Consider the following 18276-nt stretch of genomic DNA (forward strand, 5'->3'; position numbering starts at 1 on the left):
CTGCTAAACGCAGTACTATACTCTAGCGTTTAGCAGCGCTACCTGTACACCGATACGCCGATTAACTTCTTCTCTAAACGATTCATCATGCAGTAACCTCTTTTTAAAAACATTTATCATTTCAGGAAAGCTGGCATTTGTGCTAGGGTCCAAATCGTTAAAAAAGACAGCTAGCTCTGTCGAATGCCCTTCCTTATCTGTCGCATACATTGCCAGTGTCAAAACGTAAGCCGTGGAGCCTCCTTTTTGCCCAGTATGTTTCAGGAATTGCTGGTTTTCAGGAAGAACCATAAATGGTTCCTCCATGACCTCGGACAATAACTTTTGCTCAGCTTTTGTGAACCCTTGACGGCGGTTCAGCTTACTCATTAAAGAGGCATAATCGGCTGTCGTTGAAGCTATAAAACGATCCGTATTAATACGGTCATAATCCTGATCATACCAGGTCTCAATATCTGCGTTTTTCTTGTAAGAACCACTCACATCACGGCGCAGCTTGTTATGAATCACTCGGGCATATCGGCGAAACTCCGTGTCCGACATCGCCTGAATGGCTTCTTTGGCAGAAATTTTATTCTTTGTATTATTCCAATTCTCACCTTGTCTCTCCTTCATCCATTCGTAGGGAATCAAAATGGAGGATACAAACGGATAAATGGGATCATGATTTTGCAGCCCCATTTTGGCTCTCGTCCGATTGATCGCATCCACCCCCAGTTTGTCCATTAAATACTCCGCATTGGCGTTGGAACTAAATTGAATCATCCCCTTGGCGACGTCTCGTACAGATACAGTTTCATTCTGTATCCGCCCTTTAGCCTCCATATTCTGTAGCCACGCCGTATGAGCACCACCATCCAAACCCGGCAAATAAAACCTTTCCAGCGAAATCAGCTTCACTCTGTCATCCGGGTTGATCTGATCCACCGCCGCTTGCTTGGCATATTCGATCGCAATGGTTGTTTTGACGGTGCTCGCCAAAGGCATCATCCGGTTTTCCTCTTGGCCTGCCAGCTTTTTTCCATCTCTCAGAATCGTAATCGAAACTTTTTCTGCATTCGCCTCCACAAAATGAAGTAAACGCGTGGCAGCATCCTGTTCCTTCGTTTCTTCCTTAACGTCAGCTGCAATCGCAGTTGTGGGCCGGACGGTATTCGGGGGATTAGCCACTTGATTCTGCATGAAAGATAGTAAGCCTGCCGCTACACCCATAACGATGAGCACTGTAGCCAAAATAGTTGCTACTATCATAAGGCGCTTTCGTTTCACTATAACCTCCCCCTGTATACATTTCATACACAGGTTTATTTTCCCATTTTTATATTTCAATTTCTATTTTAAACGAAAACACAGTACAAAAAGTTTCATTACGTGTCATATTTTCAAATAACATAAAAAAGAGAGCCTCCTGTACATAACACAGGCTGACTCTCTTTCATTACCCTTCGACACTTATGCTGGATAGGGTACTTCGGTTCCATTCAATATGAGGTGCATCCGAATTTCCGCTTTTAAGGAGTCGGATACTGCACAATATTTTTCCTTACCCATCTGAATCGCTTTCCATACGCGGTAATCTGGAATATCTCCATCTACATGGAATGTCAGATCAATCGCTGTAAAGCCTGTCGGCATTTCTTCCTTGCGCGTACCTTCTGCGTCAATATCAATACGAGTAATGTCCGACAAGAAACGATCCAAAATCATTGTGATATCGATCCCCATACATCCTGCCAGACCTGCCAACAGCAGTTCCATGGGTGTCATCCCTTTACCATCACCGCCATAAGCCGACGTAGCATCCATCCCTACAGAATAACCGGATGGTCCCTCCGAAGTAAACGCGCGTTTGCCGTGCCAAGTTGTAGATACTTTCATGTTCAAAGGCCTTCTTTCCATCTTAATAATCTATGATTTATCCTCGATCTTACTTTAAAATTCGCTGATTTGGCGTAAAAATTTCTGTGTTCTCTCATGCTGGGGAGTGTCAAAAAACGCCTGTGGCGCTGCCTCCTCCAAAATGATACCATCTGCCATAAATATAACCTTGTCTGCCACCTCGCGAGCAAATTTCATCTCATGAGTAACGACGACCATCGTCATTCCGTCTTGAGCCAACTCTCGCATAACACCCAGCACTTCCCCTACCAGCTCGGGATCAAGCGCCGATGTCGGCTCGTCGAACAGCATAATCGCCGGGTCCATCGCCAGCGCACGTGCAATGGCTACCCGCTGCTGCTGTCCACCGGACAGACGTGAAGGATGTACATCCTGCTTATCCGATAACCCCACCCGCTCCAACAACCGTTGTCCGATGGACATAGCCTTGTCGCGCGGCATTTTTTTTACTGTCAGCAGTCCTTCAATGACATTGCCGATTGCGGTTTTGTGCGGATACAGATTGAATTGCTGAAACACCATCCCCGTCTGTTTGCGAATATCACGAATGGCTGCTTGGCGGACACGAACGGGAGCCGTAGCATCTACCTCAATCCCATTCACCTCAAACTTGCCGGAAGACAGCTCTTCCAGACCGTTCAGGCAGCGCAGCAAGGTACTTTTACCTGAGCCGCTCGGGCCGAGTAATACGACGATTTCACGAGCGGCAACCTGAAAATCAATGCTTTTCAGAACCTCTACCTGTCCGAATCGTTTACCTAATCCGTTTGTTGTTATCATCATCTATCATCTCCACCTTAATAAGCTCGAGCCAGACGCTTTTCCACCCGCTCCAGTATAGCGGAGAATCCAATGCTCATAATCCAGTACATCAGGCCAATTTCGAGCAGAAACGGCATGTAGAGCAAATACTGTGCCTGTAAAAGCTGTGCCTGTCGCATCAATTCACTGACCCCGATAACCGACACCAGCGACGTTTCTTTAAGCATACCTACAAATGTATTCCCCATCGGTGCAATTGCAATGCGTACCGCCTGAGGAAGAATAATGCGCCACATCGTTTGACCGGGCGACATTCCCGTCGCATAAGCTGCCTCGGTCTGTCCCTGGGGTACGGCTAAAATAGCTCCACGGAACGTCTCCGATAAGTACGCCCCTGTATTAATACTGAGTGCCAGACAGGCAGCCGTCAGCGATCCGAATGATATTCCATAATCATCCAGTCCATAATAAATGACCGCAATCTGCACCAAAACCGGCGTCCCCCGAATGATCGATACATACATGCGCGCCAGCCATCGAACGGGTCGATTCCCCTTCAACCGGGCCACAGCAACAACCAAACCAATGATTAGGCCAAAAAACATAGAGACAATCGTGATATAAAGCGTATAATAAGCACCCTTTAATAAAAAAGGGACGTTCTCCCACATTAATTCAAGCATCGGTTATATTCCCTTCTTTCAGACGAGTGGCCCCATGTCAGCATAAAAGCCAAGACTGGAGCCAGACGCCTCTAACAGGCTTACGTTATTCTTTTGGCTCCTCGCCAAACCATTTTTTGAAAATTGTTTTGTAAGTGCCGTCTTCCTTCATTTCCTTCAAAGCCTTGTTCAAGGCTTCTTTGAGCTCAGGAGTTTTCTGGTTAATAGCTACACCCGCTTGGTCCGATTTAATCGGCTCGCCTACGGCTTTAATTTGGAACCCGTTTTTATCAATAATGGGCTTGAGAGCATACAGATTGTTAATGGTTGCGTCAATACGGCCAGAGTTTAAATCCTTTAAGGAAGTAATGACATCATCATACGTTTTAATCTCAAAATCGCCTACCTTCGGCAGTACTTCATTCCGCAGATAAGATTCATCATTCGTTCCCAAGCCGACACCAATAGTTTTGCCTTTAAAGTCCTCCAGCTTGGTAATATCATTTGTTTTGCTGTTTACGATAATGTTTACATTGTTTGTGATATAAGGCTCAGTGAAGTCAATGGCCTTCTTACGATCCTCTGTGATCGTAACCTGGCTAATCACTGCATCGAATTTTTTCTTTTGCAAACTTGGAACCAGTCCCGAGAATTCTTGTGCCGTGAACTCCGGTTTCACTCCAATCCGCTTCGCCAATTCTTTGGCGATATCCACATCAAATCCGTCCAATTCCTTGTTGTCGTTCAAAAAATTGTACGGCGGATAGGTGCCCATCATGCCTACCTTAATTACACCAGCCTTCTTGATTGCTTCGAGCTGGTTACTCGCTGCCACATTACTGCTACCCGCTCCATTGCTAGTATTAGAAGCTTCTGGCTTAGTACCGCAAGCGCTCAGCACAAGGCTGAACAATGCCAGAGCCATGAGTGTAGTTACCAAGAACCCTTTTTTACGTGTTTTCATGTATCGTTCTCTCCTGTCTGGATGTAAATGATTGAGTTCTTCTATGTGATTTGGCTATATTATTTGTTGCCAACGCCCCATTCATGCGATGTTGCACATCTAGCTTTGACCTAATAGTCCATAAAACTCAAAATTAGCCGCCTCTGCTGCCAATCTTTTAGCAGTTATCCGCGTGATGTGGTCATGTGTTCCCTCTGAACCGAATAGCCAGCGTGTAATGACACCTTCGATCATACTCATGAGTAGTGCCGCCCTTAATTCGACATCCAATTCAGCAGGCAACATGTTCAGCTCGATCGCTCTTTCCATATTGCGCCGGAATGCCTGCTCCATCGCGGCCCTTGTCTCTCGGATACTCTGGCGCACCGGTTCATCGACACCGCTGCCGATCAGCAGCAAACCCATCAGATAGCGGTTCTCCAATGCAAAATCAAATAACCGAACAAACAGCGCCTCTGATGCCTTAACCATATCAGCCAGCGTTCCCGCGTCACGGCGATATCCCTGTCCGATCGCTGACAGTAGTTGTTCACGACCAGTAGCGATAATCTCCAGCGCCAGTGCCTCTTTACTTTTAAAATGCCAATAAAACGTGCCTTGGGCTACTCCCGCCTCTACCACGATATCTGAAATCTTCGTTTGATGGTAACCCTGCTCGGCGAACCGCTTCAATGCAATGTGAAGAAGCTGTGTTCTGCGGTCTGTTTCTTCTCCCGCGTGCTCAGCAGGTTGGTCATTTGAGACGGTCTTGGACTGCTTCGCCTTCCGTGGCTGCATGGGTTTCCTCCTCCCGATTGATCAGTCAGTCAGTTTTGTATTTTTAATCCTATAGGATAAGTATACTTTTGTCAAACGAAAAAAGAGAACCTCCACAGAGGTCCTCTTTATCCTATATATTACTGCTACAGCAATGCTTTTGCCGCAATATCCGTACGGTTTTGTTTACCTTCAAAGGTAATACGATCCGCCTGTTCGTAAGCTTTGTTCCGTGCTCCGGCAATATCACGTCCCAAGCCGACCACACCTAATACACGTCCGCCGTTCGTTACCCACTCACCCTGTTCGTTGATGCCTGTTCCAGCATGGAACACAATGGCTTCGTCTACCTGTTCCAATCCGTGGATAGGTACGCCTTTGGCGTAAGCTGCAGGATAACCTCCGGATGCCAGCACCACGCACACCGCCGCTTCATCCTTCCACTCAATCTCCACCTGATCCAGCGTGCCATTTACAGCAGCAAGAAATATATCGAGCAGATCGGATTTTAAACGAGGCAGAACCACTTGAGTTTCCGGATCACCGAAACGTGCATTAAACTCAATGGTCTTTGGCTTGCCGTCCGGCGAAATCATCAATCCAGCAAATAATACACCTCGGAACGGACGCCCTTCAGCAACCATGGCCTTGGCCGTCGGCTTAATAATCGTCTCAATAGCTTCCTCAATAATGGAATTGGCTATGTGAGGCAACGGAGAATACGTACCCATGCCACCTGTATTCGGCCCTTTGTCACCATCAAAAATTGGCTTGTGGTCTTGCGCCGCAGCCATCGGACGAACCGTTTCACCGTCGACAAAGGAGAGAATCGACATTTCCTGACCAGCCAGAAACTCCTCGATCACGACTTGTGCCCCGGCTTCACCAAACACCTTGGTCACCATAATGTCAGAGAGAGCCTTTTCCGCTTCCTCCATCGAGTACGCGACCGTTACCCCTTTGCCTGCCGCCAGTCCGTCTGCCTTGATGACGACTGGGATCGGTTGCTCCTTCAAGTATGCATGTGCTTCCTCGTAAGTATAAAACTTACGATAGGTTGCTGTCGGAATATGATATTTGTGCAGCAAATCCTTCATGAAGATTTTGCTACCTTCAATTTCCGCTGCATTTTTACGCGGTCCGAATACTGGAATGCCTTTCGCTTCAAATGCATCCACAATGCCATCTGCCAGCGGATCATCGGGACCAACCACGACAAGTCCTACCTTTTTGGATTCCGCCAGCTCTGTCAGCGCGTCAAAGTCACTCACCGGAATCGGCACGCACTCCGCTAACTGTCCGATACCAGCATTGCCTGGTGCGCAATAGATTTGCCCGGCCTTGGGGCTTTTCTTCAGCGCCCACACAATTGCATGTTCGCGGCCGCCCCCTCCGATAACCAAAATATCCATTCAGGTGTTTCCTCCCGCTCCCATTAGATTGTTCAGGTGAAAATGCTGCTGCATCCTCAACTCATACAAGTTAGTGCTTGAAATGACGTACGCCTGTAAAGACCATGGCAATGCCGTATTCGTTAGCAACCTTGATGGACTCTTCGTCTTTGATGGAGCCGCCCGGCTGAATAACTGCTGTGATGCCTACTTTAGCTGCCAGCTCCAACGTATCGCCCATCGGGAAAAATGCATCGGATGCCAGTACGGCACCTTTTGCTTTGTCACCGGCCTGCTCGATAGCAATCTTGGCCGCACCGACACGGTTCATTTGTCCTGCGCCTACGCCAATGGTCATATTATCTGCCGCCAGTACGATGGCGTTGGATTTCACATGCTTAACCACTTTCCAGCTAAACAAAAGCTGTTTCAGTTCTTCCTCGGATGGTGCCCGCTCCGTTACAACTGTAAGTGCATCCGAGTCTACAGCGTGAATGTCATTTTGCTGAACTACCATGCCGCCTTCAATGGAAGTCACGACGAAACGGCTCTCTGCCTGTTCAGACCGGGAAAGCTCACCCAGATCAAGCAAACGAATATTTTTCTTTTTCGTTAAAATCTCCAATGCTTCTTTCGTAAATCCCGGTGCCAGTACAATTTCCAAAAAGATCTCACTCAGCTTATTCGCTGTATCACCATCAATAATCCGGTTAGCCGCTACGATGCCACCAAAAATCGAGGTTGGATCAGCTGCATACGCCTTGCTGTACGCTTCATAAATACTGCCGCCGATTCCCACACCGCAAGGATTCATATGCTTAACTGCTACTACTGTAGGTTCGCTGAATTCTTTAACGATTTGCAAAGCAGCATTAGCATCATTGATGTTATTGTAAGACAGCTCTTTGCCGTGAAGTTGTTTCGCTGTTGTCAGTGTACCCTTTGCCGCCAATGGCTCACGGTAAAATGCCGCCTGCTGATGCGGATTTTCGCCATAACGCAAATCCTGAATTTTTTCATAGGTTACGGTGTATCGCTCAGGCAACGGCTCGCCTGTCACATTCGACAAATAATCGGATATCAAAGCGTCGTATGACGCCGTATGACGGAAAACTTTTGCGGCCAGACGCTTACGGGTATTCAGTTCCGTATCGCCATCCTTACGGATTTCCTCCAACACTGTGCTATAGTCATCAGCATCGACCACCACACTGACAAAAGCATGATTTTTTGCCGCAGAACGCAGCATCGTTGGACCGCCGATGTCGATATTTTCAATCGCGTCCTCATAAGTTACACCGGGTTTGGCAATCGTTTCCGCAAAAGGATACAGATTCACAACGACCAGATCTATATAACCCAATTCAAGTTCTTTCATCTGACGCTGATGCTCTTCATTATCCCGAACAGCCAGCAAGCCGCTGTGTACCGCAGGGTGGAGTGTTTTAACACGTCCATCCATAATTTCAGGAAAACCCGTTACCTCGGAAATGCCGATGACGGGAATGCCCTCCTTCGACAACAAGCTGCTCGTTCCCCCTGTCGAAACGATCTCCACACCCAATTTGGACAACTCGCGGCAAAATTCCACGATCCCCCGCTTATCCGATACGCTGACGAGCGCTCTTTTAATACTCACCCTGTCTCCTCCTTTAGCTCTTTCAGAATTTTGCAAAATTCTCTTTTATCATTTTATTTCCCGAGAAATATCGGAAAATGCCTGTACAGCATCCTTGATATGACAATGATATGACAAATTACAATCATTCTTAGAGAAGTGAAATCACTTTGCGACCATTTAATTGGATTTTACCTTGGGCCAATTTGCCAACTACTTCTGGATATAGCTGACGTTCCACGGATTGGATGGCTGCGGATAAGGATTCCGCTGTATCATGGTCGTCAACTTCCACGACACGCTGGGCAATAATGGCACCCGTATCCATGCCCCCGTCCACAAAATGAACGGTGACGCCACTTACCTTGACCCCATAGGTCAATGCCTGTCCAACAGCATCTTTCCCTGGAAATGCCGGGAGTAGTGACGGATGAATATTAATGATTTTTCCTGCGTAGGCATCAACCATGACACTGGATAGCAAACGCATATAGCCAGCTAACACGATGAGATCAATTGATTTCTGATCCAGTAAAGTCACCAGTTCACGCTCATAGTCTTCTCGAGAAGGATATTCCTTGGGTCGAAAAGTATGGCACGCAATTCCAGCTTTCTGTGCTCTAGCTACGGCAGGAGCCGCAGGCTTGTCACAGATGAGCAGTTCTACCGAGGCGCCGCCCAGTTCTCCTCGTGCAGCCGCATCCACCAATGACTGAAAATTCGTCCCCTCGCCTGATGCAAAAACAGCAATCCGGTACTCGTTCATTACACCTCGGCTCCCGTAAAGGTCACGATAGAACTGCCTTCCGTTACTTTTCCGATCACATACGCAGCTTCGCCCTGTTCCTTCAGAACTTCCAGTGCAGTCTGTGCATGCTCTTCGCCTACAACGATTACCATTCCAATTCCCATATTAAAGGTTGTGAACATGTCTCTGTTGGAGATTGCGCCTTTTTCCTGCATGAGCTGGAAGATTGGCAAAATCGGCCAAGTGCCGTATTCTATATCCACATTGACGTGATCCGGTAACACTCTAGGGATATTTTCAATAAAACCGCCACCTGTGATATGCGCCATGCCTTTTACTTTTACCTTGTCCAGCAATGCCAAAACGGATTTCACGTAAATTTTCGTCGGCTCCAGCAGTACATCGCCCAGTTTGCCGTTCAAGCCTTCGATTTCATCATGCAAATCATACCCCTGCTGTTCCAATAACAGCTTGCGAACCAGTGAGAAGCCATTGCTGTGTACTCCGCTGGAGGCCAGTCCGATCACTGTATCTCCGGAAGCAATGGAGCTACCGTTGATGATTTTGCTTTTATCTACAATCCCTACCGTGAATCCGGCAATATCATATTCACCCTCGCTGTACATCCCTGGCATTTCTGCGGTTTCACCGCCGACCAGCGCACAGCCCGATTGATGGCAACCCTCTGCGATTCCAGCGACTATAGCTTCAATTTTCTCGGGTACAACCTTGTCACAAGCGAGGTAATCCAGAAAAAAGAGTGGCTCCGCGCCCCCGACGATAATGTCGTTTACACACATCGCAACCGCGTCAATACCAATGGTGTCATGACGATCCATTGCGAAAGCAAGCTTCAGCTTCGTGCCGACACCATCGGTACCGGAAACGAGTACAGGCTCATCGTACTTATCCTTATTCAGGCCGAACAACGCACCGAATCCGCCCAAGTCCGTCAGCACTTCGGGACGGAAGGTACGTTTAACGTGCTTTTTCATCCGTTCTACTGCTTCATTACCGGCAGCGATATCTACCCCTGCGTTTTTGTATGCTTCGGACATTCATGAACACTCCTTCAAATGATTGACCCTCCTAAGTCCTCCCTAGCAGGGAGGATTCCATGGGGCTGCTCCCCCTGGACCCCTCAAGAGTCGGTCAGATGTGTAAGGTTGGGTGCTGCTTGGTGGTTGGTTCGTGCTGTGAGTCGCGTGTTGTCCTTTGTATTCGTGGGCTATACCCGCGAATACAAAGGACACGCTTTAGTGCAAGGCCGCCTATGCAGTGGCGGCGGGGCACGTCCCGGCCTGTTTGCTTCGCAAAGGCGGGGACGTGCCAGGGCTGGGAAGTAAGCAGCGCCAGAGGCTCGCTTACTTTCTAGCCCTCAGGTTTGAGGCAGGCAGCTTCGCCCAGCCTGCTGTACGGCTTGTCGCTTAGCGCGCACTGGCTGCTAAACTGCTAAGTGAACAGGTGACTTTCTTGAGCCACCTGCCCCTTTAAAAACTCATGGCATGAAATAGTTATGCCATGAGTTTTTAACTGCCTTACCTATCCTCTTCCCCGTGAGAACAGAAGAGGTACAGTCACTGCTGCAAAATGCTGCACACCTGAGGAACGGAGCGGGTGGAAGGATTCTGGAGAAGCGAAGCGTTCGCCTTTGCCGCTGGATTCTAACCCTCTAAGGGTTATTCCAATCCAAGAATCCAGCGGCAACAGCGATCGGAAGAACCTTCCACACGCGGAGTGGCCCCCTCAGAACCGCCTTCAATTCGTACTAGTACCATACACCATTCTGTATCTCTTTTGTTCCCTTTTCTCAACAACTACATCCGAACTTTTCTTCACCTTTGAAATCTACCTGAGTCGGGTAATCATTATCGAAACAGGCTAGGCACAAGCCGCCTTTGTAATCCTGTTCGTTATATCCGCCTACAGCGGCAATCAAACCCTCAGCGCTCATAAAGTAGAGCGAATCGGCGTTAATTTCCTCACGAATTTCCTCGACGGTTTTGGACGAAGCGATCAGTTCCCGGCGATCCGGCGTGTCGATGCCATAGAAGCACGGGTTTTTGAAAGGCGGTGAGGTAATACGAACATGTACCTCCAACGCCCCCGCATCCCGCAGCATATTTACGATTCGACGGGACGTAGTACCCCGGACGATAGAATCGTCGATCATAATGACCCGTTTACCTTCAACAACACGGCGTACAGCGCTCAGCTTCATTTTCACACCCTGCTCGCGCAGCTCCTGGCTCGGCTGAATGAAGGTACGTCCAGTGTATTTATTTTTAATCATACCCAGCTCATAAGGAATACCTGTCTGCTCTGCATAACCAATCGCAGCCGAAATACTGGAATCCGGCACTCCTGTCACCAGATCCGCATCGACAAAAGCTTCCAGCGCCATCTGGCTTCCCATTCTTTTGCGTGCAGCATGAAGATTAGAACCATTCAAATCACTGTCAGGACGGGCAAAATAAATATATTCCATCGCGCACAGTGCTTTACGATGCTTGCCTTCACTGTAACGGTCTTCGTGCAGACCATTTTTGTCCAACACCAACAGTTCACCCGGCTCGATATCGCGCAACAGCTCTGCTCCAATCGTTTCCAAAGCACAGGTTTCGGAGGCAAACAAATATGCATCACCTAATCTGCCCATCGTCAACGGACGCAAGCCATTGGGATCAGAAGCGACCAGCAGTTTATCGTTGGTCATAATAAGAAAAGCAAATCCGCCGACAATACGCTTCAATGCATCTTTGGCAGCCTCCACCAAATCCTTGGACGATCGTGCGATCAAATGCGCCACTACTTCTGTATCGCTGGTCGTTTGAAAAATAGACCCGCCCTGCTCCAGCTCATGCCGGATTTGCAAAGCATTCACGATATTCCCGTTCGTAGCTACCGCTAGATCCCCATCACGATACTTAAACACCAAAGGCTGTGCATTCGTTAGCTTACTGTCTCCACTTGTCGAGTAGCGCACATGTCCTATGGCAATATCGCCTGTCAGCGAAGCCATCAAATCTTTATTGAATACTTCTTTTACAAGCCCCATTCCACGATGATAATGGAACTCGTCGCCACTGCTCACACAGATGCCCGCACTTTCCTCCCCGCGATGCTGGAGTGCATGCAATCCGTAATATGCTAGGGAAGCGGCATCGGAGTGTCTATATACTCCAAACACGCCGCATTCCTCTTTTAATTTATCAAACAGCCCCTCTTTACCAGAGCCTTCATTATAATAATCTCCAGTCCACAACGTCCGTGCTGTTATTTCATCAGACATGGAATGACATCCTCCCAGATTTGCTTCAAACTGGCGACTGCCTCGTTCAAAGCGGGTTGTCCGTTCACCTCAACTGTCAATTGTGATCCTTCAACTTTTCCTAATACGGTAACTGGCACTTCCAAACCATGCAGATGTGCTTCCAGAGCAGACGCTTTATCCGGCGATGCAGATAACAAAATACGGGATTGAGTTTCGCTAAACAACGCATGGTCAGGACGCAAGCTCGTTTCTACGTTGACCTGTGCTCCCAATCCGCCGCTAATCCCGGATTCTGCAAGCGCTACAGCCAATCCGCCCTCTGCCAAATCATGCGCAGATTGTACCAATCCGGTCTGAATCGCTCCCAGTACCGCAGTCAGCAGTTTTTTCTCTACGTTCAAATCCAGCTCAGGTGGGCGTCCCTCGGATACACCGTGTACGACAGCTTGGAACTCACTGCCTCCCAGCTCGGCCTTCGTTTCCCCCACTAGGAAAATTACATCACCTTCGGCTTTGAAGCCTTGTGTCGTAATGTGATCTGTATCATGTACCAGACCTACCATACCGACAACAGGCGTCGGATAGATGGAGCCTTTAGCATTTTCATTGTACAAGCTGACATTGCCCCCGATAACAGGTGTATCCAGTACACGGCAAGCCTCTGCCATACCGTCCACGGCTTTTTCCATTTGCCAGAAAATATCCGGCTTTTCAGGGTTACCGAAGTTCAGGTTATCCGTAATCGCCAATGGCTCGCCGCCGGAGCATACAATGTTACGCGCTGCTTCGCTGACTGCAATCCGTCCACCTACCTCTGGATCAAGGTATACATAACGTCCGTTACAATCTGTCGTCATGGCGAGTCCCTTACGAGTTCCGCGCACAGTCACTACAGCTGCATCCGATCCCGGACGAACGGCTGTACTCGTGCGAACCATGTAGTCATACTGCTCGTATACCCATTTCTTACTGGCTACACTTGGTGAAGACAGCACCTTTTTCAACGCACCGTTCAAATCCGTCACTTCAGCGTAACGCAGTGTGTCAATAGCAGCATTTTGCTCATAATAAGCAGGGACTTCGGAAGGCTTGTCATAAATCGGACACTCGTCAACCAGCGCCGTCACTGGCATATCTCCGACCACTTCATTGTGATGGAACAAACGCAAACGACCGTCATCCGTCACTTTACCGACCTTGGCACAAATAACACCCCAACGCTCGAAAATTTCCAGTGCCTGTGCTTCATCCTTAGGCTCTACTACGAACAGCATCCGTTCCTGTGATTCGGACAGCATCATTTCATAAGGTGTCATGCCCTCTTCACGCTGCGGTACCTGATCCAGATACAGCTCCAGGCCGTTGCCAGCCTTGCTCGCCATCTCCGCGCTGGAGCAGGTAAGTCCTGCGGCACCCATATCCTGAATACCCAGCACAATACCGCTGTCGATCAGTTCCAGACATGATTCCATAACCAGCTTCTCCATAAAAGGATCGCCTACTTGAACCGCAGTCCGGTTCGCTTCAGATTCCTCTGTCAGCTCAACCGATGCGAATGTCGCTCCGTGAATCCCATCACGACCTGTCGGCGGGCCCACATAGAACACCGGGTTACCGACCCCTTTAGCAACACCACGCTGGATTTTATCATGGTCAATCAGTCCGACACACATTGCATTAACGAGCGGATTGCCTTCGTAGCTTTCATCAAATACAACCTCGCCACCTACAGTCGGAATACCGATACAGTTCCCATATCCCGCAATACCAGATACCACATGCTCGAACAAATATTTCACACGGTCGCTCTCCAGCTTCCCAAAACGCAGAGAGTTCAACACCGCGACAGGTCTTGCACCCATGGAGAAAATATCACGGATGATACCGCCTACCCCAGTCGCTGCCCCTTGAAAAGGCTCCACAGCCGACGGATGGTTATGACTTTCGATTTTAAATACAACCGCTTGATTGTCACCGATATCTACAATGCCTGCGCCCTCGCCGGGTCCCATCAGAACTCGCGGACCGCTCGTTGGAAAACGACGCAGCAACGGCTTAGAGTTTTTGTAAGCACAATGCTCTGACCACATGACACTGAATACGCCAATCTCCGTATAATTCGGCTGACGTCCCATGAATTCACAGATCAACGCATATTCACTGTCCGATACACCCATCTGCTGATACAGTTTATGTTCGGCAACCTGCTCTGCCGTCGGTTCCTTAGCGGACACTTGCTGCGCCATGTCGATCCCTCCAAGCATTCAAAATAGATGTAAACATACGTTTGCCGTCATCCGTTCCGAGCAATGCATCCACCGCGCGTTCCGGGTGGGGCATCATGCCCAACACATTACCTTGCTCATTACAAATCCCTGCAATATCCGTCACGGAACCATTAGGATTATCTTTATACGTAAATACGATCTGGTTATTCGCCTGCAAGCGAGCCAGCGTCTCATCATCACAGTAATAGTTGCCTTCGCCGTGGGCGATCGGAATGACGATCTCTTCACCAGCAGCGTAATCTTTTGTAAAAGGTGTTTGGTTATTCGCAATCTTCAACACCGTATCATGGCAACGGAACTTCATCGACAGATTACGGCGCAAAGCGCCTGGCAACAACCCAGCTTCAGTCAGAATTTGAAAACCGTTACAGATACCTAAAATGTATTTCCCCTCAGCAGCCGCTTTGGCTACTTCCTTCATCACCGGAGCAAACCGGGAAATCGCGCCGCAACGCAGGTAATCCCCGTAGGAGAAGCCTCCTGGAACAAGAATACAATCATAAGGCGACAGATCCGTCGCAGTATGCCAAACATAATCGACAGGTTCACCGACCGTGTCCTCTACCGCCTTATAGCAGTCAATATCACAGTTGGAGCCCGGAAAAACCAGAACTGCAAATTTCATGGAATCAGCCCTCCAGTTCGTAGCGGTAGTCTTCAATGACCGTGTTGGCCAACAGCTTTTCGCACATCTCAATGATGCGCTTTTCAGCACTCTCGCGGTCTGTTGTATCCAGATTCAATTCCATATACTTACCAATTCTGACGCTGTCCACTTCTCCGAAACCCATAGAATGCAGTGCGCCTTGCACCGCAACCCCCTGCGGGTCCAAAACGCTTTGCTTAATCGTGACATAGACTGTTGCTTTCATCATGTTCCTTCAGTTCCTCCTCCGAATGAGTGAATCCTTTTGGTTGAATTATGATTACTATTTACTGTGCCGTCAGACGCCGCCAAATATCCGTATATCTTGCAGTTGTTTCTTCTACGACCTCAGCAGGCAACGGATCGGGCTTGCTATTCTTGTCCCAACCGGATGATGCCAAATAGCTTCGTACCGGCTCCTTGTCCATGCTGTCAATCTCAACATCCAGCTCATACTTTTCCTGCGCCCAAAAACGGGATGAATCTGGAGTGAAAATTTCGTCAATCAAAATCACCTTACCGTTAACAAGACCAAACTCAAACTTGCAATCGGCTAAAATAATCCCCCGCTTCTCACAGAAAGCACGTGCAAATTCGTACAACGCCAGGCTTTTTTCTTCAAGCTCGCCTGTCAATTCAACCCCGACCAGCTCTTTCATCTGATGGAGAGAAATGTCCTCGTCGTGTCCAACATCATTTTTTGCAGCCGGTGTAAATAAAGGCTTGGGAAAGCGCTCATTTTTACGCAGTCCCTCTGGCAATGGAATGCCGTTCACCTCACCGTTCTGCTCATACTGACGCCAGCCGCCTCCGGTAATATATCCGCGCACCACACACTCAATGTCGATGCGTTCAGCCTTCAGCGTGACCATGATACGGTCCTTCAGCAACTCTTTATTCTGTTCGTCGATCACATGCCCGAGCTTGTTCACATCGGTGTGCACGACATGGTTTTCCAACAAGTCTTTCGTCTGCTCAAACCAGAAAGCGCTGAGCTTATTCAGCACGTTCCCCTTTTCGGGCACGGGCGGCTCTAACACATAATCAAAAGCCGAAATTCGGTCCGTCACGACAATCAGAAAATGCTCTCCGAGATCATACAGTTCACGCACCTTGCCTTTGTACAAGAGCGGCGCATGGATCAGACCTTCGGCAGTAGACAATGACATTTCATTACACCTCTTTCAAAAGAGTATTCCCCCTCCTAAATCAACCTTGCCCCTCCTAAATCCTCCCCTCAGGGAGGACCCCCAGGGCTGCTGCCCTCGGGACTCCCGCAAGGGTTGGCTAGTGAGCAGGGGATGGCGGGTTACTGGAGCTACGGTGGAGTGAGCGCGTTCCGCTGGATGAAGGCTTGTCGGCACAAGCCCTCATCCAGCAACGCTTTTACGTTAGTACAGATCGACGTTTTTACGTATTAACAATGTATTAACGCTTCCGACTCTAAGCGACAAGTTTTATGCCGCTTACAGCTCAACCGTGGTTCAGCGTCTACATACCGCCAAACCATTCGGCCCGTGGCCGTAGCACGGCAAGCCGTGCAGCGAGCATTGGGCTTCGCCTATTGTGCGGCATGTGCTACGCTGCGCACGGATACGGTGGCTCAAGGCTTCGCTTCTTGAGCCTGCGCGTGCTCGTGAGGGCCGCGGGCTGTTTGCTACGCAAATTCGGCAGCCCTCACGAGCACGTTGCTTTGCGATAGAAAAGCAGTGGAACACGCTTTTCTATCGTTCTTCGGGGTGGTGCGGCATCTTATGTGCCGCACCCTCTCCTAGTTCTGCTTCCACACGAAGGTTGGTGCTGGGTGCAGCGGAGCGGACGGAATCGTTCTGGAGAAGCGTAGCGCTTGCCTTTGCCTCTGGATTCCAACCAATATCTGGTCTTATACAATCACAGGAATCCAGTGGCAACAGCAATCGGAAGAATGATCCGTTCGCGCAGCGGCCTCACCACGCACCAACATTCCCTCCTACTCCCCTAATCCCAGCTTTTTGAAGATCGTATCCACGTTCTTCAGATGCCAGGCTGGGTTGAACGCGTCCTCGATTTCGTCTGCGCTGAGCACGGCAGTAATTTCCGGGGTCGCCTCGACGATTTCGCGGAATTGGCGTTGCTCTTCCCACGCCTGCATAGCACGCGGCTGCACAGTATCGTAAGCTTTTTCACGACTAAAGCCTTTGTCGATCAGCTTGGTCATAATACGACCGGAGAACGGTACGCCGTACGTACGGGCCATATTGCGCTTCATATTTTCAGGGAAGACCGTCAGATTTTTTACGATATTACCAAAACGGTTCAGCATGTAGTTCAACAGCATCGTTGCATCCGGCAGAATGATGCGTTCTACGGAAGAATGCGAAATGTCGCGTTCATGCCACAGGGTTACGTTCTCATACGCCGATACCATATGCCCACGAATCACGCGTGCCAGACCGGAGATGTTTTCACTTCCGATCGGATTGCGTTTATGCGGCATCGCGGAAGATCCTTTTTGACCCTTGGCAAAGGCTTCTTCCACCTCACGGAACTCACTCTTTTGCAGAGCACGGACTTCTGTAGCAAATTTGTCCAACGATGTGGCGATCAACGCCAATGTTGCCATGTATTCGGCATGACGGTCGCGCTGTAGCGTCTGTGTAGAAATCGGTGCAGGCTTAGTGCCCAGCTTGCGGCATACAAATTCTTCTACAGCCGGGTCAATGTTGGCATATGTTCCCACTGCACCGGACATTTTACCGTATTGTACTTGGTCAGCCGCAAAACGAAAGCGTTCCAGATTGCGCTTCATTTCCTCGTACCACAATCCCATCTTCAGTCCAAACGTTGTTGGCTCAGCATGTACTCCGTGTGTACGTCCCATCATCGGTGTATGCTTGTAAGCCAATGCCTTTTCCTTCAAAATTTCAATAAAATTCAAGATATCACGTTCCAGGATTTCATTCGCCTGCTTTAACAGGTAGCCCAGTGCCGTATCAACTACGTCTGTGGAAGTCAAACCATAATGTACCCATTTGCGCTCGTCTCCAAGACTTTCGGACACCGTGCGGGTAAAAGCAATGACATCATGTCTTGTCTCCTGCTCAATTTCATAGATCCGTTCAATATCAAAACTTGCATTCTTACGCAGAGCCACAGTATCCTCTTTTGGAATAACCCCTAATTCCGCCCAAGCTTCACAGGCACACAGCTCTACTTCCAGCCACGCTTTAAATTTATTTTCTTCCGTCCAAATCGCTCTCATTTCCGGTCTGCTATAGCGTTCGATCAT

General features: G+C 48.9%; 18 protein-coding genes. 1 reads left to right on the forward strand and 17 read right to left on the reverse strand.

Translation table 11 applies throughout. The features are described 5' to 3' along the window. Positions 1-15: 15 nt before the first annotated feature. The 10 genes from MHB54_RS08885 to purM all read right to left on the reverse strand — a co-directional run bounded on the left by MHB54_RS08885 (position 16) and on the right by purM (position 9858). On the reverse strand, positions 16-1269 hold the full coding sequence (locus MHB54_RS08885) for a serine hydrolase (RefSeq protein ID WP_340981560.1): 1254 nt from the start codon (positions 1267-1269) through the stop codon (positions 16-18). 183 nt (positions 1270-1452) lie between these two features. Next, positions 1453-1878 carry an OsmC family protein gene (locus MHB54_RS08890; RefSeq protein WP_071559287.1) on the reverse strand — a complete coding sequence of 142 codons (426 nt, stop codon included), beginning with the start codon at positions 1876-1878 and terminating at the stop codon, positions 1453-1455. A 54-nt stretch (positions 1879-1932) separates the two neighbouring features. Then, on the reverse strand, positions 1933-2682 hold the full coding sequence (locus MHB54_RS08895) for an amino acid ABC transporter ATP-binding protein (protein ID WP_081366795.1): 750 nt from the start codon (positions 2680-2682) through the stop codon (positions 1933-1935). A gap of 14 nt (positions 2683-2696) precedes the next feature. Then, on the reverse strand, positions 2697-3344 hold the full coding sequence (locus MHB54_RS08900) for an amino acid ABC transporter permease (RefSeq protein WP_013308808.1): 648 nt from the start codon (positions 3342-3344) through the stop codon (positions 2697-2699). 85 nt (positions 3345-3429) lie between these two features. Then, entirely contained in the window at positions 3430-4287 is an 858-nt protein-coding gene (locus MHB54_RS08905) for a substrate-binding periplasmic protein (protein ID WP_025723274.1), read from the reverse strand. A 99-nt stretch (positions 4288-4386) separates the two neighbouring features. Beyond that, positions 4387-5064, reverse strand: coding sequence for a TetR/AcrR family transcriptional regulator (locus MHB54_RS08910; protein WP_071559288.1), 678 nt, complete (start codon positions 5062-5064; stop codon positions 4387-4389). A gap of 125 nt (positions 5065-5189) precedes the next feature. After that, positions 5190-6455, reverse strand: a complete 1266-nt coding sequence (gene purD / locus MHB54_RS08915) for a phosphoribosylamine--glycine ligase (RefSeq protein WP_075153735.1) — start codon at positions 6453-6455, stop codon at positions 5190-5192. A gap of 70 nt (positions 6456-6525) precedes the next feature. Next, positions 6526-8073 (reverse strand): bifunctional phosphoribosylaminoimidazolecarboxamide formyltransferase/IMP cyclohydrolase, encoded by a 1548-nt coding sequence (gene purH, locus MHB54_RS08920; RefSeq protein WP_264454170.1) that lies wholly within the window; start codon positions 8071-8073, stop codon positions 6526-6528. Between the two features lie 130 nt (positions 8074-8203). After that, the gene (gene purN, locus MHB54_RS08925) at positions 8204-8818 is read right to left on the reverse strand and encodes a phosphoribosylglycinamide formyltransferase (protein ID WP_076295798.1); all 615 of its coding nucleotides are present in this window, start codon (positions 8816-8818) and stop codon (positions 8204-8206) included. Then, positions 8818-9858 (reverse strand): phosphoribosylformylglycinamidine cyclo-ligase, encoded by a 1041-nt coding sequence (gene purM, locus MHB54_RS08930; RefSeq protein ID WP_076265185.1) that lies wholly within the window; start codon positions 9856-9858, stop codon positions 8818-8820. The genes purN and purM overlap by 1 nt, the downstream gene beginning before the upstream one ends. Before the next feature lie 138 nt (positions 9859-9996). On the opposite strand from purM, the gene MHB54_RS08935 reads away from it, so the two are divergent. After that, the gene (locus MHB54_RS08935) at positions 9997-10146 is read left to right on the forward strand and encodes a hypothetical protein (protein WP_264454171.1); all 150 of its coding nucleotides are present in this window, start codon (positions 9997-9999) and stop codon (positions 10144-10146) included. Positions 10147-10479: 333 nt separating this feature from the next. On the opposite strand, the gene MHB54_RS08940 is transcribed toward MHB54_RS08935, so the two are convergent. The 7 genes from MHB54_RS08940 to purB all read right to left on the reverse strand — a co-directional run bounded on the left by MHB54_RS08940 (position 10480) and on the right by purB (position 18276). Next, entirely contained in the window at positions 10480-10614 is a 135-nt protein-coding gene (locus MHB54_RS08940) for a hypothetical protein (protein ID WP_256703298.1), read from the reverse strand. Beyond that, on the reverse strand, positions 10611-12092 hold the full coding sequence (gene purF / locus MHB54_RS08945) for an amidophosphoribosyltransferase (RefSeq protein WP_023987052.1): 1482 nt from the start codon (positions 12090-12092) through the stop codon (positions 10611-10613). Before purF ends, MHB54_RS08940 begins: the two co-directional genes overlap by 4 nt. Next, positions 12077-14320, reverse strand: coding sequence for a phosphoribosylformylglycinamidine synthase subunit PurL (gene purL, locus MHB54_RS08950; protein ID WP_264454172.1), 2244 nt, complete (start codon positions 14318-14320; stop codon positions 12077-12079). Before purL ends, purF begins: the two co-directional genes overlap by 16 nt. After that, positions 14298-14987, reverse strand: coding sequence for a phosphoribosylformylglycinamidine synthase subunit PurQ (purQ, locus tag MHB54_RS08955; protein WP_264454173.1), 690 nt, complete (start codon positions 14985-14987; stop codon positions 14298-14300). The genes purL and purQ overlap by 23 nt, the downstream gene beginning before the upstream one ends. Positions 14988-14991: 4 nt before the next feature. Then, complete coding sequence (gene purS / locus MHB54_RS08960) at positions 14992-15237, reverse strand: phosphoribosylformylglycinamidine synthase subunit PurS (RefSeq protein ID WP_013308797.1); 246 nt, start codon at positions 15235-15237, stop codon at positions 14992-14994. Between the two features lie 58 nt (positions 15238-15295). Continuing rightward, the gene (locus MHB54_RS08965) at positions 15296-16177 is read right to left on the reverse strand and encodes a phosphoribosylaminoimidazolesuccinocarboxamide synthase (RefSeq protein ID WP_025719826.1); all 882 of its coding nucleotides are present in this window, start codon (positions 16175-16177) and stop codon (positions 15296-15298) included. A gap of 800 nt (positions 16178-16977) precedes the next feature. Next, the gene (gene purB, locus MHB54_RS08970) at positions 16978-18276 is read right to left on the reverse strand and encodes an adenylosuccinate lyase (RefSeq protein WP_013308794.1); all 1299 of its coding nucleotides are present in this window, start codon (positions 18274-18276) and stop codon (positions 16978-16980) included.

The organism is Paenibacillus sp. FSL M7-0802 (assembly GCF_038004945.1).
Classification (GTDB): domain Bacteria; phylum Bacillota; class Bacilli; order Paenibacillales; family Paenibacillaceae; genus Paenibacillus; species Paenibacillus polymyxa_B.